Genomic DNA, 15,964 nt, shown 5'->3' with positions numbered 1-15,964 from the left:
GACGGGCCGCGGAAGCGGACGAATCAGGCGCCCCTGCTCGTGTCATCCCGTTCGGTAAAGGAGGCGGACCTGTCGTGAGCTGGCTGTCCGCCGTCCCCCTCGTGGTGCTCGCCGCCGCCTGGCTGACGCTGCCGGGCCTGTTGGTGGGCGTCGCCGCGGGGTTGCGCGGCATCGCCGTGTGGGGCGCGGCCCCACTGCTGTCGGTCGGCCTGATCGCCGGCTCCGCGGTCGCCGGGAGCATGGTGGGCGTCCCGTGGAGCGGTGCCGTGCCGGTCGCCGCGGCGTGCGTGTTCGCGCTGGTGGTCGTCGGCGCCCGGCGGCTGGTACTCGGGCGTCCGCTGGTGCCGGGGCCCGCGCTCGCCCGGGCCCGCACCGCGCAGGCGTGGGCCTCGCTGCGGCAGGGCGGGCCGGACCGCCGCTGGACCGGCCTGGCCGCACTCGGCGGGATGCTCATCGCCTGGGCGCTCGGCTTCCGGGCCGCGATCCGCGGGATGGACCGGCCGGACGCGCTGTCCCAGACGTTCGACGCGAACTTCCACTACAACGCCGTCGCCCGGATCCTCAACACCGCCGACGCGTCCTCGCTGACCGTCGGCGGCCTGGTGAACTCGCCCGGCTTCTACCCGTCGGCGTGGCACGGCGTCGTCTCGCTGGTGGCACCGCTGACCCCCGGACCCGGCGAGATCGTCGTCGCCTCCAACGTCGTCGCGCTGGTGACGACCCTGCTGGTCTGGCCCCTGTCGGTGCTGATGCTGGTGCGGACGCTGACCGGTCGCTCGGCCGGTGCCGCGCTCGCGGCGCCGGTGCTGGCGCTGGGCTTCATCGCGTTCCCGTGGACCCTGGTCACCTACGGCGCGCTGTGGCCCAACCTGCTCGGGGTGGCACTGGTGCCGGCCGCGCTCGCCGCCGTCGCGCTGGCCGCGCGGCCCGGTCTCGGGCCCGACCCGGTCAGCCCGGCCCGGCCCGGCCCGTACCCGCCGGGGCGGGTGGCGCGCTGGTTCCCGGTCGTCGTCGGCGTGCTCGCGCTGGGCCTCGCGCACCCGAACGCGCTGTTCGGCGCCGTCGTCGTCGCCGCGCCGCCGGTGCTGTGGGGGGTGACCGGCGCGATCCGCCGGGGCCTCCGCGCCGGCCGGTGGCAGACCGTGCGCGCGCTGGCGGCGGTGCCGGCCGTCGCGGGCGTCGGCGGGGTGCTGGCCTGGTTCATGTTCGTCTCGCCGGTGCTCGACGGCATCCGCGGCTACTACTGGGAGCCGCAGGTCACCGTCGCCGGGGCGATCGGCAACGCGGTGCTGCACAGCCCGAACGGCAACGACCCCGCGTGGTCGATCGCGGTGCTGACGCTCGCCGGCGCCGTGGTCGCGCCGCGCCGCGCGCGGACGTCGTGGCTGGTGCCCGCGCACGTGCTCGTCTGCGCCCTCTACGTCGTCGGGGCCAGCTCGTGGTCCTCGATCTGGACCGGGGTCTGGTACAATGACGCGCCCCGGATCGCCGCACTCGTCCCGGTGACGGCCGCACCGCTCGCCGCGCTCGGCCTGGTCGCGCTGTGCTCGCTGGTCCGCCGGGTGGCCTGCCTCGTGCGCGACGCGCTCACCCGGGCCGCGCCCGCCGTCGAGTCGTGGCCGCGGCCGCGGGCCGCGGTGCTGGTGGCGGTCGGGGTCCTGGCCGTCGTCGCGACCTCGGGCGGGCTGTACCAGCGCTCGCACATCGACCAGCTCGCCGGCATCTACCAGACCCCGGAGCAGGTGCTGGTCGGCCCGGAGCAGGCCCAGTTCCTGCGCTACGCCGGTGAGCTGCTGCCCGCCGACGCCGTCGTCGCGCAGAACCCGTGGGCCGGTACCGCGATGCTGTGGCCGCTGACCGACCGGAAGGTGCTGTTCCCGCACCTGACCGGGGTGTGGTCACCGGACCAGCAGCTGATCGCGGAGCGGCTGCGGGACGCCGCGAACGACCCCTCGGTGTGCGCGGCCGTCGCCGAGACCGGCGTCGGGTACGTCGTCACCGCGCCGCCCACGTTCTGGCAGCCGGACCCGCTCGCGGAGAACTGGCCGGGGCTCGACGACCTCGCCGACGCCGACGGCTTCGAGCTCCTCGCCGAGGACGGCGACAACGCGCTCTGGCGGATCACGGCGTGCGACGCGGGGCGGATCGTCGGATCCTGATCACTCCCCGGCGCCGGAGAGGCGTCCCGCGCCCGGTGGTGTCCGAGCGGTAATCTCCGGCGCGCCCACCGTCCGGCGCCGGCTGGCCGCGCGGTGACCGACGACGGATCCGGGGCGCTCGCTCCCGGGAGAGGAGCGCCCGCCCGATGGGCACACCCACCTGGCTGTCCGCGGTACCCGTGGCGCTCGCCGCGGCGTTCTGGGTGGTCGTACCGGGACTGCTGGTCACCCGCGTCGGCGGGCTCCGCGGGATCACGGCCTGGGGCGCGGCCCCGCTGGTGTCGGTGGCCCTGATCGCGACGTCCGCGGTCGCCGGGACCGCGCTGGGTGCGCCGTGGAGTCCGTGGGTGCCGTCGGTCGCGGCCGTGCTGGTCGCGGTCCCGGCCGGGCTCCTGCGCGCGTTCGTCGCCCGCCGTCCGGCCGGCAGCCCGCTGCACCGGGGATGGCGCTCCGCGCTGCGCGGCTGGGAGCCGGGCAGACGGCTGCGCACCACGTTCGTCCGGCTGCGCACCCCCCGCGGGATGTTCGCCCAGGGCCCCGAACCCCTGACGACGGCGCTGCCGCAGACCTGGCGCACCTCCGCCCAGCGGGAGGGGGCCGACGGCCGGCGCGCGGGGCTCCTCGCCACGGCCGGGACGCTGCTCGCGGCCGCGCTGGCCTGGCTGGCGGTGGTGCTCGGCTTCGGGCCGGTGGACCAGCTGTCGTCGACCTACGACGCCGTCTTCCACTACAGCGCCGTCGCCCACATCCTCGCGACGCACGACGCGTCGTCGCTCACCCTCGGCACCCTCACCAGCCCGGGCTCGCCGACGGCGTTCTACCCGGGCGCGTGGCACGACCTGGTCTCGCTGGCCGCGATGACGGCCGGGGCCGAGGTGCCGGTGGCCACCAACGTGGCGTCCTGGTCGGTCGCCGCGCTGGTCTTCCCGCTGTCCGCGCTGCTGCTGACCCGGCAGGTCCTCGGCCGCTCGGCCGGTGCCGCGTTCGCCGCACCAGTGCTCGCGACGGCGTTCACCGGCTTCCCGTGGGCGCTGATGTCCTTCGGGGTGCTGTGGCCCAACCTCCTCGGCGTCGCGCTGCTGCCCGCCGCCCTGGCCGCGGTCGCGGTACTGGCCGGGACCGTGCGGGAGCCTGCGCTCCCCCGCGCGGGCGCCGTCGCGCTCGGGGTCGCGGCCCTGCCCGCGCTGGCGCTCTCCCACCCGAACGCGGTGTTCAGCCTGGCCGTGCTCGGGGTGTTCCCGATCCTGTGGGGGCTGGTCCGGCTGGCCCGGCACCGCCTCCTGACGCGGCGGTTCTGGCAGCCGGTGGCCGGGCTGCTGGTGACCGTCGGCGGGGTGGCCGTCGTCGGGTGGCTGATGGTGGCGTCCCCGCTGCTCGCCGGGGTCCGCAACTTCGACTGGCCCGCGTTCACCAGCACGCCCGAGGCGATCGCCCAGGTCCTGCTGCTCTCGACCAACACCCGGCCGCCGCTCTGGCCGGTCGCGGCGCTCGTCCTCGTCGGGGCGGTCGTGTCGTTCCGCCGGGTCGCGACGTCGTGGCTGGTACCGGCGCACGCCGCGTCCGGGTTCCTCTACGTGCTGGCCGCCTCCCAGGAGGGCGACCTCACGGCCGGGTTGACCGGTGCCTGGTACAACGACTCGTACCGGCTGGCCGCGATGGTGCCGGTGACCGGTGTCCCGCTCGCCGTGATCGGTGTCGTCACCGTCGCCGGGCTGCTGCGCCGGGTGCTGCTGCGCGCCCCCGGCCCGGTCGCCCCCGTCGTGCGACGCCGGGGGGCGCCCGCCGCGCTGGTCCTCGCCTGCACCCTGGCGCTCGTCGCCGGGTACGGCGGCCTGCGGGTCGGGGTCCACGCGCTCGTCCTCGCGGGCACCTACCAGGACTCGTCGGACGTCCTGGTCGAACCGGGCCAGCGGGAGTTCTTCGCCGAGGTCGCCGCGCTGGTCCCGCCGGACGACGTGGTCGCCGCGGACCCGTTCACCGGCAACTCGCTGCTCTACCCGATCGCGGGCCGCGAGGTGCTGTTCCCGCACCTGATCGGGAACTGGACCCCGGGGCAGAGCCTCGTCGCGACCCGCCTGCGCGACGCCGCCACCGATCCCGCGGTGTGCGAGGCCGCCGCCGCGACCCGTGTCGGCTGGGTGATCAGCGGCCCGATCACGTTCTGGCCCTCGCACGGCGGCGCGCGCTGGTACCCGGGGCTGCACGACATCGCACCGGTCCCCGGGTTCGAGCTCGTCGCCGAGGGCGGCGGGCAGGAGCTGTGGCGGCTGACCGCCTGCGACCCGGCGGCCCCGGACGAGCCCGCGCCGCAGGCGATGGTCCCGGCGGAGCCGCCCGTCCCCGTGCCCGTCCCGCAGCGGTGACTCTCGTACGGTGAGTCGCCCCCCGACCGTACGAACGGAAGAGTTCCCCGCCGTGGACCCGAGCGAGCACACCGACCTCCCCGAGTACGAGCGCTCGCTGCGCATGGTCGAACGGCGGCGGCTCGCCACCGGCTTCGCCCGGCAGATCGCGATCACCACCGGACCGGTCCTGGACCGGCCGTTCGCCGAGTGCCGCGTAGCCGACCTGGGTTGCGGCTACGGCTACACCGCGCTCGAGCTGGCCGGGATGTGCCGCGAGGTGGTCGGGATCGAGCCGAACGCCGCGCTGGCCGCCGAGGCGACGACGCTGGCCGAGGAGGGCGGCGCCGACAACTTCACCTTCCGCGTGCAGGGCATCGGCGAGTTCGGGCACGGCGAGGACACCGGCGCGTTCGACGTCGCCGTCCTCGACAACGTGCTGGAGCACCTCGACGACCAGCCGGACGCGCTGGAGCGGATCGCGTCCTGCCTGCGCCCCGGCGGGGTCGCCTACATCCTGGTGCCGAACCGCTGGTGGCCGATCGAGGCGCACTACTCGCTGCCGTTCCTGGCCTGGCTGCCGCTGCCGCTCGCGAACCGGTACCTGCGCCTGTCCGGCCGCGGCCAGGACTACACCGACGCCAGCTACGCGCCCGGATACCTGCGGATGCGGAGGCTGCTGGCCCGGCGCCCCGAGCTCGACGCCCGGTTCACCGTGCCCGGCGACGTCAGCCTCGCCGAGGGCGGTGGCTCGGCGCTGTACTCGGCGGGGGTGTCGGCGCTGCGCCGGTTCCCGGCGCTGTGGGCGATCTCGAAGGCGTTCCTCGTCGTCGCCGTGAAGAAGCCGGCCTGAGCCCCGTGTACGACGGCGGCGGCCCGGCTGCGGTGGACGGCTCGCGACCGTGGCCGGCCACCGTGCACCGGGGGCCGGCCGGCTCCGGGCGACCGCGCTCCACCCGCCGTCCGGCGGCGCTCGCGGACCTGGTCGTCGGGCCGGTGGTCGCGGTCGCCGTGACCGTGGTCGTGCTCGCCGCGGTGGACGGGCTGTCGATCCCGGCGTCGTCGAACGTCGGGCTGGCGCTGACCGCGTCCGGCGGCGCGGTGGTCGCGCTCGTCCTAGTCCTGGCGGCCCGGACCGCCCGCCCGCTGCTCGCCGCGCCGCTGACCTGGGCGGGCCTCGCGGCGCTCCCGTCGGTGCCGCTGGCGCTGTTCCTCGCGAACACCCCGCACTACCTGTTCGGGGTGTCCGGCGACCAGCAGTTCCGGGTGCAGTTCCTGACCCGGTTCGCCAACTCCGCCCGGCTCGCCGACTTCGCCTACGCCGACCTGCCGCCGTACTACCCGGCGGCGTGGTTCTGGGTGGGCGGCCGCGCCGCCGCGCTGCTCGGCGTGGAGGCGTGGCAGTTCCACAAGGCGTTCTCGATCGCGACGCTGGCCGTGACGGCGGTCCTGGCGTTCGCGCTGTGGGCGCTGGTGACGACGCGGCGCCGCGCGCTGGGCGCCGCCGTCGCGACGACGCTGGCCGGGCTCGCGACGCTGGCCGCGTACACGCCGTACTCGTGGTTGACCGGTGCGCTCGTCCCGCCGCTCGCAGTCCTGGGCCTGCGGCTGGTGCGCCGCCGCGACGGCGGGCCGTGGGTCCGGACGGCGGTGCTGGTCGGGCTGGTGCTCGGGGTCGCGGCCGTCACGCACACCCAGATCCTGGTGTTCGCCGGGCTCGTGCTGACCGTGCTCGCGGTCGCCGGCCTGGTGACCCGCACCGCGCGCCCGCTGCCGCTGCTGGGGACGGTCGGCGTCGTGCTCCTCGCGGCGCTGCCCCTGACACTGCTGCACTGGCTGCCCTACCTCGTCGCCGCGGCCGGGGAACCGACCTACAGCGCGGGTCAGCACTTCCTCGCCGAGGCCGGGTCGCGCTGGCCGGTGCCGATGCTCGAACCGACCGCGCTGGGCGGGCTGTGCCTGGCCGGGACGGTGTGGATCGTCGCCGCGGCCGGCCGCTCCCCGGTCGCCCGCGCCCTCGGGGCGACGGCGGCCTGCGGGTACCTCTGGTACCTCCTGTCGACGCTGGCGCTGGCCGCGGGGACGACGCTCCTGGCGTTCCGGATCGAGCCGATCATGACGGCCGCGCTGGCGTCCGGGGCGGTGTGGGCGGCCGCCGACCTCCTCGGGCTGCTCCGCCGGTGGGGCCGCGACGCGTCCGCCCGCCGGGCGGGCACCGCCGTGGTCACCGTGCTCGCCGCGGTCGCCGTCGTCGCGCAGGTCCAGACCGTCCCGGAGACGTACGAGTGGGCGGGCTCCGCCCAGGACTACCGGCCCGACGGCACGAAGCCCGACGGCTCCCGGAACCCGGACGAGCCGAACGCCTGGCTCGGCGAGCTCCGCGGCACGATCTCCGGGCTGACCGGGCTTCCGGAGCGGGAGGTCGTCGTCGCGAGCGCGAACCCCGCGTTGCTGACCTACCACCCGTACTTCTCGTTCCAGGCGTCCGGCGCCCAGTACGCGAACCCGCTGGGGAACTACCCGGAACGCACCGACGAGCTCCGCCGCTGGTCGGCCGCCGCCGGCCCGGTGGAGCTGCTGGCCGCGCTGGACCGCGGCCCGGCCCGCGCCCCGTCGGTGTTCGTGTTCTCCCGGACCGCGGACGGATTGCTGCAGCTGCCGACGACCGAGGACCGGTTCCCCGACCCGAGCTCCGGCGCCCCGCCCGCGACGTTCGGCCCGCAGCTGTTCGAGCACCCCGCCTGGCAGCGGCGGGACGTCGGGCCGTACGCGGTGCTGGTGCGGACCGCTACACCTGCACCACGGTGACGACGTTGCCGTCCGGGTCGCGGAGCATGAACAGCTTCGGGGCGCCCGGGGTGTCGTCGGTGGGCATCGGCTCCATGTCGGCGACGCCGACCGCCGACAGCCGGGCGTGCTCGGCGGCCAGGTCCGCGGTCTCGACGCCGATGGCGCTGCCGCCCGGCTCGCCGTACATCGGCGGGTTCAGCGCGAGCCGCGCGGTCGAGCCGGGCGGGGCGACCTCGAGCCAGCGGTACTCGTCGTTCTCGCCGAACCGGGAGTCGCCGCGGACCTCCCAGCCGAGCTTCTGCGTGTAGAACGCCAGCGCGGCGTCCTGGTCGGCGACGGTGAACATGGCGACGCCGATGTTCGTGACGGTGGTGGGTGCCTGGGTGTCGGTGCTCATGCCGGTACGACCGCGCTGCGCACCGGGACTCATCGGTGCGGGCCGGATCGACTCGAACAGGTGAAACCCAGATTCTTGTCATTCTGCCGCAATCTGCTCATAGCGCACCTCGTTGCTCGGGACAGGGAATCGCGAAGTGGCGAGGAGATTGACCGATGACGCTCGACATCCTGCTGCCCTTCTACGGCGACGCGCGCCTGCTCCGGCTCGCTGTGGACAGCGTCCGTGCCCAGAAGAACCCACGGTGGACGCTGCTCGTACTCGACGACCACTACCCCGACCTCGAAGCCTGCCGGTGGATCACCGAGATCGGTGACTCCCGGATCCGCTGCCTGCGGAACGAGGTGAACCTCGGGGCGAATGCCAGCTACCAACGCTGCCTGTCGCACGTCGGCAACGAGTGGTTCACCGTCATGGGCGCGGACGACGTCATGTCGCCGGACTACGTCGACGTCGTGACCTCGGCGACCGAGGCCGCACCGGACGCGGGAGTGGTCCAGCCGGGCGTCACCGTCATCGACGGGTCAGGGCGCGACGTGCAGCCGCTGGCGGATCGGATCAAGACGTTCTACCGACCACGCCACCGTGGCCGCACCGTCCTCGGTGGCGAGGAACTCGCCACCGAGCCTCCTCCGTGCGAACTGGACCTACTTCCCCTCGCTCTGCTGGCGCCGGGAGGCTGTGCCCGACTACGGCTTCCGTGACGACCTGCACGTCGTGCAGGACCTGGCGATGATCATGGACGTCCTCGGCCGGGGCTGGTCGATGGTGCTCGACGACCGGGCCTGTTTCCAGTACCGCCGGCACACGGGCAGCGATTCGGCGATCAAGGCGATGAACGGGACCAGATTCGACGAGGAACGCGCCTTCTTCGTCACCATGGCGCGGGAGATGGACGCCCGCGGGTGGCCTCGGGCGGCACGGGCCGCCCGCCGGCACCTGACGTCACGGTTGAACGCAGCGACTCTCGTACCCGTCGCGCTCCGCCACCGCAGGCGCTCGGATCTCCGCGCCCTGGGCAGACACCTCGTCGGCTGACATTCCGAGCCGCATGTGACACCGCCCGCGTCCGCTCCCGAGGTGCTCCGGGTTCCGGGAGACTGCGCGCATGCTGCGCAGATCCCGCCGGGGCGCCGAGCGTGATCGCGACGCGACCTCACCGTCACCACGGTCCCGCCTGCTCCTCCTGACCGCTGCGCTCGTCACCCTGGCGGTCGGATTGTGGGCCTGCTGGTCGGTGACCGTGGACGACGCCTACATCACCTACCGCTACTCCGCGAACCTCGCCCTCGGACACGGGCCGACCTGGAACCCCGGTGAGAACCCGGTCGAGGGGTACACCAACTTCCTCTGGATGCTCTGGCACGTTCCGTGGGTGTGGGCCGGGGCGTCTCTGCCGGTCGTCTCCAAGCTCACCGCTGCGGCGTGTGCAGGGGCGATCGTCTGGATCCTCGTCTCGGAGCCGAGGACTCGTACCGGCGCGGCGGCCGCCGCCGGGGCGTTCGTGCTGTTCCTGCCCACCTGGGTGCACGTGGACGCCGGTCTCGAGACGGCGCCGTTCGCATTGGTGGTCCTCCGGTCGGTCGTCCTCGTCTGCCGGCTGCTCCGCGACCGGACGGCCTACATCCGGTCGTGGGAGCTGCCCGCTCTGCTGCTCGTGGCCGGGATGCTGCGGCCGGACGGAATCCTCGCCGTCGCGCCCCCGCTGCTCGTGTGGGCATTCCTTCGGCGGGCCGAGCGCCGCACCTGGATCTGGCTCGTCGGAGGAGCGGTCGTCGGCGGGGCCTACACGGCGTGGCGATGGACGTACTTCGGTCATCCCCTGCCGAACACCTTCTACGTCAAGGTCGGGGTCGAGGCGGCGACGGACCTGCGCTGGGCCACGACGACAGTCGTCCTCCTGCTGCCGCTCCTCCTGCTCACCGTGTCCGGACTGACACGGCGGCCCACCGCCGGTCCGGCGGCCCTGCTCGTCGCGAGCTGCGCTGCCCTCTACCTCATACCGGCTCTGACGGCCCCGGCGATGGACTACCTGTCGCGGTTCGCCTGGCACGGGCTCCCGCTGCTCTGTCTGGGTGCCGCCTGGACGCTGGACGGCATCGCACGGCGCCGCCTCGCGGTCTTCGTGGCACTCATCACCGTCGCCTGGACCTGCACTGCGGGGTCCCTGCACCGAGACGGACCCACGATGGTCAACTACGGCGAAGATCTTCGCCGGGCTCACATCGCGATCGGCCAGGGCCTGGCCGACGCCGGCCTCCCCGAGGCCCGCCGGTCGGTGGCGATGACGGATGCCGGTGCGATCCCCTACTTCTCCGGCTGGCGCGCGACCGACTACATCGGCCTGAACGACGAGCGGATCGGACACGGAGCGAGTGCGACCGAGGTCCTGCTGGCAGACGCACCGTCGGTGATCGTGGCCACGGGCCCCGGCCCGGAACTCCCCGCCACCTCATGGGCTACGGACCTGCCCCGCGCCGTGGGCGATCGCGAACTCGTGGCCGTCGTACGCGTGCGCCCCACCTACTTCGAGCAGGTGTATGCCGACCGTGACGTCGCCCAACAGGTCCGTAGCGCGGTACAACGCAGGCTCGTAGAGGCCGACGCGGATACCGACGCGCGGTTCGATCAGACCTACGACCGGTGGCTCGACCGGCTGTCCGGTCAGAACGTCAGCAGGTGATTCCCCAGCGCCCGGACCGCCGCTGCGTCCCGCCGGGCGAATGCCTGAGGTAGCTGGACAGCGGCGTTGAGCCGCGACGAGACGTGGGCCCGGGCAGCCCGCGCAGCCCGGGGCCAGCCCCGCGCCGTCATCCGGTCGCTCTCGGCCCGGAAGTAGCGCCGCTCCTCCGCGAACCGGTTCCCCGCGGCCGCGCCCGATCCGGAGTCGCTGGAGCGGTGCCGCCGGTAGCGGAAGCAGACGTGGTCGTCGATCACCATCGTCCCGCCGTCCGCGATCACCGCGACCGGGAGGGCCAGGTCAAAGACGTCGGCGGACTGCGGGATCTCCTTCAGCGCCGACGTCCGCCAGCACAGCGACGGGTTGTACAGCCAGTTCCCGCGCAGCAGGCTGACGACGAGGTCCTCCCCCGTCACCAGCCGCGGACCGTGGCCCTTCGGCGCGAGCAGCGCCTTCACGCGGTCGGCGAGCGGCCGGACGGGCTCGTCGTGCTCGTCCATGATCGCCACCCCGGGCTGGACGACCGCCGCGTGCGACCACCGGTCGTGCAGCGCGAGCACGGTCTCCAGGTAGTCGGGCGCCATCAGGTCGTCGGCACCCATCATCACGAAGTACGGCAGCTCGACCGCCTCGATGCAGTACCGGTTGTTCGGCTGGGCACCGAGCCGCTGCGGGTTGCGGAGGTAGCGGATCCGGTCGTCGCCGAGGCCGGCGAACCACGGCCCGATCGAGTCGTCGGGGTAGCCGTCGTCGACGACGGTGAGCCGCCAGTCGTCGCGGCTCTGCTCCTGGACGCTGCGCACCGCGCGGCGCAGCAGCTCCGGATCGCCGTAGAAGGGGAGCATCACGTCGACGGTCGGGGCAGGCACGCGCCCGACGGTAGCGATCGCCCTGATCGCTAGGATCGCCCGGCCTCAGCGATACGACGCAGGACGGACCGGAGCACGGCCTTGGACATCCAGAACCACTACTACGGCCACTCGGCGGTCCTCGCCGCGTACGCGGGCCTGCCCCGCCCCCGGCACATCGCCGGCCTGCTGCAGCACGGCTGGACCGCGACGTCTCCGGTGCCGGCACACTTCGCCGACTTCCCGAAGGTCGGGACCGACCCCCGCCAGCGTCGCCTTCTGGTCTGGTCGCACGACTGCCGCGGCTGGTCTCCTACCGACGAGGACCGGACGACCACCGCGATCGGCGCCCCACTGCTCTATCTGGAGCGACTGCTGCGCCGCGGCGGGTGGGAGTCCTCGACGCAGCTCGGGCCGGTCTTCATCCCGTTCCACGGCACCCGTCTGGTCCGGGTGACGGGCGCACACGCCGACCTTGCACGGCAGGTCGCCAAGGTCGACGGTCCTTCGACGGTGTGCCTGCACCACGAGGACATGACCGATCCCGAGATCACGACAGCGTGGGCAGAGGCCGGACACACCCTGGTCACCGCCGGTCGCCGGGACGACCCCCACTTCCTGCTGCGGATCATGCACCTGATCGGTCACGCCAGCCGGGTCTCGTCGAACCGGCTGTCGACCGCGGTGCTGTATGCCGCCGCGATCGGGACTCCCGCCGCCGTCTGGGGTGACCCGTTGACGTTCGGCCACCAGGGCGCCGAGGCGCTCGCGATGCTCCGCGACCGCTGGCCGGAGTTCCATGTCTCCGACCCGGCCGACGGGTCCCGTCCGGTCACCGGCGCCGCCGAGGCGGACGCTGCCGCGACGGAACTCGCCCGCCGTGAGCTCGGTGCTCATCACCTCCTGGAACCGGATGTCCTCAGAGACGCGCTGGGCTGGGGGCGCACGCCGAGCATCGGCCCGGGCCTCCAGTACTACGCCGCATCCCCCGTCAACAAGGCGGCGATGGTCCTGGGCCTGACGAAGCGTTCCGAGGCCAGCCAGAATGCGATGACGGCAGGCGGGTTCGTCTCGTTCAGCCCCATGCTGTGGCTGAAGAACCCGCTCGCGGCGGTCCCCCGGCCGTTGCCGAAGGGACTGCCGGTCCCGATCGCGACGGAGCAGCCGCTCGACGCGTGATCACCCGCCGGGCCGCCCCGGTCAGCGGGTGAAGGTCCGCCGCACCATCCACAGCAGCGCGACCCCGAGCATCGCGGCGAGCCCGAACCGCACCGACAGCCACAGCACGCCGTCGGCGGGCAGGACCACCCCGGCCCCGCAGACGACGAGCCCGGCGGCGAGCGGGCCGAGCAGCACCTGCTCGCGCCAGCTGGTCTCCGACACCCGTCTGCGCAGCAGCGACGTCCCCACGGCGAGCGCGACGTAGATCAGCGGGAACCCGACGGCGACCGCCGTCAGGGACCCGGTCTGCGCGAGCGCGACCGCGGCGGCCAGGCCGACCACCAGGCTGATCGGGCTCGCGACGGCCAGCCCACCGCTGCGTCCGGAGGCGAACACGAGGTGCACGTTCGCCAGGTAGGCGACCGAGACGACGGCGCCGATCGAGGTGACGGCGGCGACCGGGACCAGCTGGGCCGGGGCGAACTCGGCCGGGGCGAGGATCTGCAGGAGGAACGGGGCGAGCAGCGCCACCCCGCCGGACAGCGCCGCCGTCACGGCGGCGACGTCGCGGGCGCTGCGCTCCAGCGCCGCGCCCCGCTCGGCCGGGTCGGTCCGGTAGACCACCGGCGCCCACGCGTTGTTCAACGCCGAGACGATCATCGCGGGCGCCGACCCGAGGAGCAGCGCGATCTGCATGCGGCCGCCGTCGTCGATGCCGAACCAGCGGGTCGCGATCAGGACGAGCGAGTTCTGCACGAGCAGCAGCGCCACCAGGTGCGGGACGGCGGGCAGGCCGACCTTCAGCGCCTTCCGCAGGTCACCGCGCTCGGTCCGCGGCCATCCGTCGCGCAGCGCGAGCACGATCCCGGTCAGGCCGGCGGCGAGGTAGCCGAGCAGCAGCCCGAACAGGTAGTCGTCGGCGTCGCTGGCCCGCCAGACCACCATCGCCAGGCCGAGCAGCGGGCCGCCGAGGGTCGCGACCCCGGACATGACCACGAACGGCACCGGACGGTCCTGCACCCGCAGGAACGCCTGCGCGTTGAGCACCATCGCGAACCCGGCCGCGGCGAGCGCGGCGAACGCCAGCCCGGTCTGCCAGGGCACCGACAGCACCGGCTCGCTCCACAGCGGGCCGGCCAGCACGGCGGCGACGACCAGCAGCGTCGACAGCGCGCTGCCCTGCAGCACCAGCGCCCGCGCGCCGTCCACACCGGACTTCTCGAGGATGCCGTGCCGGGTGATCGACGACGCCAGCCCGAAGCCCGCGACCATGGCGCCGACCTGCACGAGGATCAGGCCGATCGCGACGACGCCGTACTCCTCGCGCCCGAGCACGCGTGTCACCACCGGCGTGACCAGCACGTTCGCCAGGATCGGCGCGACGCTGCCGAGGGTGTAGAGGGAACCGCGACCGAGGACGTCCTTGCTCGCGTTCCCGGCCACGGACGTCATTCCCCGTGTCCGAAGAACTCCCGTACGAGGGCCGCCACCCGGTCCACGTCGGAGTCGGTGAGATCGGGGAACAGCGGCAGCGAGAGCTGCTGCGAGTAGTAGGTCTCCGCGTTCGGGCACAGCCCGCGGCGGTAGCCGAGATCGGCGAACACCGGGTGCCAGTAGGCGGGGACGTAGTTGACCTGCACCCCGATCCCGTTCGCACGCAGGTGCTCGAACAGCGCGCGGCGGCGGCCGTCGAGCACGCGTAGCGGGTAGAGGTGCCAGGCCGGGTCGGCGCCGTCGCGCCGGGACGGCAGGCGCACCTCGGCGACGCCGGCCAGCGCCGCGTCGTAGCGGGCGTGGATCTCGGCCCGGCGACGGGTGAAGGCCGCCAGCCGGCCCAGTTGCGACGACCCGAGCGCGGCCAGGAGGTCCGGCAGCCGGTAGTTCAGGCCGAAGGCGTGCACCTCCTGGTGCCACGGGCCCTCGTCCGGGAACCGCTGCCGCTCCCTGTCACGGACGAGTCCGTGGTTGCGGAACGACCGGGCGCCCTCCACGAGCGACGGCCGCGGCGAGACGACGGCGCCGCCCTCGGCCGTCGTGAGGTTCTTCGTGGGGAAGAAGCTCAGCGTCGTCAGATCCGCCAGGTCGCCCACCGGACGGCCGTGCCAGGTCCCGCCGACCGAGTGCGCGGCGTCCTCCAGCAGCAGGGCGCCCGCGCCGTGCGCGATCTCCCGCAGCGGGCCGGCGTCGATCGGGTGACCGGCGTAGTCCACCCCCGCGACGACGGTCGTGGACGGCGTGAGCGCGGCCTTCGCCGCGTCCGGATCGAGGTTGCCGGTGTCCTCGCTGACGTCCGCGAAGACCACGTTCGCCCCGTGCAGCGCCGCGGCCGACGCCGTCGCGACGAACGTCAGCGGTGCGACGACGACGTCCTGACCGGGCCCGACGCCCGCCGCGGCGTAGGCGACGTGCAGCGCCGCCGTGCCGCTGGTGACAGCCACCGCCGGGTGCCCGGTGACGGCCGCGAGGTCGTCCTCGAACCGGGTGACCGCCGGGCCGGTCGTGAGCCAGTCCGTGCCGAGGACCGCCGTGACGGCCTCGACGTCGTCGGAGGAGATCGACTGCCGTCCGTAGGGAAGCATGCTCAGTCCAGGGCCTCGACCATCTGGCGCAGCTGCTCGGGCGACAGCCACAGGTCGTTGGTGTCCGAGCGGTACGCCTCACCGTCGGGCACCTGCTCGCCGCCCTCCGGCGAGGTGTAGCCCCAGCCGGCGATGTACGGCTCGACGACGTAGCGGTCGGCCAGCTTGAGGGTCCGCCGCGAGTCGTCGGCGGCGATCATCTCCTCGTGCAGCTTCTCGCCGGGCCGGATCCCGATCTCGTGGGTCGCGGCGCCGGGCGCGATGGCCTCGGCCAGGTCCGTCATCCGCATCGACGGGATGCGCGGCACGTAGAGCTCGCCGCCCTGCATCCGGTCGAACGAGTCGATAACGAACTGGACGGCGTCCGGGAGGGTGATCCAGAACCGGGTCATCCGCTTGTCGGTGATCGGCAGCGACTGCCCGTCGGCGGCCAGCTTCTTGAACAGCGGCACGACCGATCCGCGGCTGCCCAGCACGTTGCCGTAGCGGACCACGGCGAACCGGGTCTCGTAGGCGGCCGCGTAGTGGTTCGCGCTCACGAACAGCCGGTCCGCGCACAGCTTGGTGGCGCCGTACAGGTTGATCGGCGACGACGCCTTGTCCGTCGACAGCGCGACGACCTTCTTCACCCCGGCGTCGATCGCGGCCTCGACCACGTTCTGCGAGCCCTCGACGTTGGTCCGGATGAACTCGAAGGGGTTGTACTCCGCGGTGTCGACCTGCTTCAGCGCGGCGGCGTGCACCACGTAGTCGACGCCGTGCATGGCACGGCGCAGACGGGGCTGGTCGCGGACGTCACCGAGGAACCAGCGCAGCCGCGGGTCGTCGCCGAACAGCGAGCGACACTCGTACTGCTTCAGCTCGTCCCGGGACAGGATGACCAGACGGCGCGGTTCGTAGCGGTCCAGCAGGGCGCGCACGAACGCCTTGCCGAAGGACCCCGTCCCGCCCGTGACCAGGACCGACGAGCCCTTGAGTACCGACATCACGCCTCCACATCCACGGTAT

The 15,964-nt window shown here is 73.8% G+C and carries 13 protein-coding genes; 8 read left to right on the top strand and 5 right to left on the bottom strand.

The window, feature by feature from the left end; all coding sequences use genetic code 11:
* The first annotated feature begins 74 nt into the window (after positions 1 to 74).
* From Ae150APs1_RS17335 to Ae150APs1_RS31300, 4 genes are all read left to right on the top strand, one after another.
* Positions 75 to 2,159, top strand: a complete 2,085-nt coding sequence (locus Ae150APs1_RS17335) for a DUF6541 family protein (protein ID WP_075298966.1) — start codon at positions 75 to 77, stop codon at positions 2,157 to 2,159.
* A 146-nt stretch (positions 2,160 to 2,305) separates the two neighbouring features.
* The gene (locus Ae150APs1_RS17330; protein WP_075298964.1) at positions 2,306 to 4,522 is read left to right on the top strand and encodes a DUF6541 family protein; all 2,217 of its coding nucleotides are present in this window, start codon (positions 2,306 to 2,308) and stop codon (positions 4,520 to 4,522) included.
* A gap of 52 nt (positions 4,523 to 4,574) precedes the next feature.
* Positions 4,575 to 5,354: a class I SAM-dependent methyltransferase gene (locus Ae150APs1_RS17325; protein ID WP_075298962.1), complete on the top strand. Its 780-nt coding sequence runs from the start codon at positions 4,575 to 4,577 to the stop codon at positions 5,352 to 5,354.
* Positions 5,355 to 5,359: 5 nt separating this feature from the next.
* The gene (locus tag Ae150APs1_RS31300) at positions 5,360 to 7,309 is read left to right on the top strand and encodes an arabinofuranosyltransferase (protein ID WP_075298960.1); all 1,950 of its coding nucleotides are present in this window, start codon (positions 5,360 to 5,362) and stop codon (positions 7,307 to 7,309) included.
* Here Ae150APs1_RS31300 and Ae150APs1_RS17315 read toward each other — a convergent pair.
* Entirely contained in the window at positions 7,290 to 7,688 is a 399-nt protein-coding gene (locus tag Ae150APs1_RS17315; RefSeq protein WP_075298958.1) for a VOC family protein, read from the bottom strand. The genes Ae150APs1_RS31300 and Ae150APs1_RS17315 overlap by 20 nt on opposite strands.
* Positions 7,689 to 7,843: 155 nt before the next feature.
* Between Ae150APs1_RS17315 and Ae150APs1_RS32880 the strand changes: the two genes are divergently transcribed.
* The 3 genes from Ae150APs1_RS32880 (at position 7,844) to Ae150APs1_RS17305 (ending at position 10,371) form a co-directional block, all read left to right on the top strand.
* A complete protein-coding gene (locus Ae150APs1_RS32880) occupies positions 7,844 to 8,392 on the top strand; it encodes a glycosyltransferase family A protein (protein WP_212567223.1) in 549 nt (182 codons plus the stop codon).
* On the top strand, positions 8,370 to 8,726 hold the full coding sequence (locus tag Ae150APs1_RS32875; protein WP_212567222.1) for a hypothetical protein: 357 nt from the start codon (positions 8,370 to 8,372) through the stop codon (positions 8,724 to 8,726). Before Ae150APs1_RS32880 ends, Ae150APs1_RS32875 begins: the two co-directional genes overlap by 23 nt.
* 70 nt (positions 8,727 to 8,796) lie before the next feature.
* On the top strand, positions 8,797 to 10,371 hold the full coding sequence (locus Ae150APs1_RS17305) for a hypothetical protein (protein WP_075298956.1): 1,575 nt from the start codon (positions 8,797 to 8,799) through the stop codon (positions 10,369 to 10,371).
* Here Ae150APs1_RS17305 and Ae150APs1_RS17300 read toward each other — a convergent pair.
* Positions 10,353 to 11,237, bottom strand: a complete 885-nt coding sequence (locus tag Ae150APs1_RS17300; protein WP_212567221.1) for a glycosyltransferase family 2 protein — start codon at positions 11,235 to 11,237, stop codon at positions 10,353 to 10,355. The two genes, Ae150APs1_RS17305 and Ae150APs1_RS17300, sit on opposite strands and share 19 nt — an antisense overlap.
* A gap of 81 nt (positions 11,238 to 11,318) precedes the next feature.
* Between Ae150APs1_RS17300 and Ae150APs1_RS17295 the strand changes: the two genes are divergently transcribed.
* On the top strand, positions 11,319 to 12,395 hold the full coding sequence (locus tag Ae150APs1_RS17295) for a hypothetical protein (protein ID WP_075298954.1): 1,077 nt from the start codon (positions 11,319 to 11,321) through the stop codon (positions 12,393 to 12,395).
* A 21-nt stretch (positions 12,396 to 12,416) separates the two neighbouring features.
* On the opposite strand, the gene Ae150APs1_RS17290 is transcribed toward Ae150APs1_RS17295, so the two are convergent.
* The 3 genes from Ae150APs1_RS17290 to pseB are packed head-to-tail and all read right to left on the bottom strand — an operon-like array spanning position 12,417 to position 15,942.
* Positions 12,417 to 13,829, bottom strand: a complete 1,413-nt coding sequence (locus Ae150APs1_RS17290; protein ID WP_075298952.1) for a lipopolysaccharide biosynthesis protein — start codon at positions 13,827 to 13,829, stop codon at positions 12,417 to 12,419.
* Positions 13,826 to 14,956 (bottom strand): aminotransferase class I/II-fold pyridoxal phosphate-dependent enzyme, encoded by a 1,131-nt coding sequence (locus tag Ae150APs1_RS17285; protein ID WP_075298950.1) that lies wholly within the window; start codon positions 14,954 to 14,956, stop codon positions 13,826 to 13,828. Before Ae150APs1_RS17285 ends, Ae150APs1_RS17290 begins: the two co-directional genes overlap by 4 nt.
* Before the next feature lie 2 nt (positions 14,957 to 14,958).
* Positions 14,959 to 15,942, bottom strand: a complete 984-nt coding sequence (gene pseB / locus Ae150APs1_RS17280; protein ID WP_029239670.1) for a UDP-N-acetylglucosamine 4,6-dehydratase (inverting) — start codon at positions 15,940 to 15,942, stop codon at positions 14,959 to 14,961.
* Between the last annotated feature and the right edge of the window lie 22 nt (positions 15,943 to 15,964).

Origin of the sequence: Pseudonocardia sp. Ae150A_Ps1 (assembly GCF_001932315.1) — a bacterium.
Classification (GTDB): domain Bacteria; phylum Actinomycetota; class Actinomycetes; order Mycobacteriales; family Pseudonocardiaceae; genus Pseudonocardia.
This window is presented reverse-complemented; position numbering and strand designations above follow the sequence as displayed.

What these genes read in the sequence shown, in the direction of transcription:
- Ae150APs1_RS32880 (WP_212567223.1), top strand. Translation starts at nt 7,844, where the DNA reads ATGACGCTCGACATCCTGCTGCCCTTCTACGGCGACGCGCGCCTGCTC.
- pseB (WP_029239670.1), bottom strand. Translation starts at nt 15,942, where the DNA reads ATGTCGGTACTCAAGGGCTCGTCGGTCCTGGTCACGGGCGGGACGGGG.
- Ae150APs1_RS17290 (WP_075298952.1), bottom strand. Translation starts at nt 13,829, where the DNA reads ATGACGTCCGTGGCCGGGAACGCGAGCAAGGACGTCCTCGGTCGCGGT.
- Ae150APs1_RS17285 (WP_075298950.1), bottom strand. Translation starts at nt 14,956, where the DNA reads ATGCTTCCCTACGGACGGCAGTCGATCTCCTCCGACGACGTCGAGGCC.
- Ae150APs1_RS17330 (WP_075298964.1), top strand. Translation starts at nt 2,306, where the DNA reads ATGGGCACACCCACCTGGCTGTCCGCGGTACCCGTGGCGCTCGCCGCG.
- Ae150APs1_RS17305 (WP_075298956.1), top strand. Translation starts at nt 8,797, where the DNA reads ATGCTGCGCAGATCCCGCCGGGGCGCCGAGCGTGATCGCGACGCGACC.
- Ae150APs1_RS17315 (WP_075298958.1), bottom strand. Translation starts at nt 7,688, where the DNA reads ATGAGCACCGACACCCAGGCACCCACCACCGTCACGAACATCGGCGTC.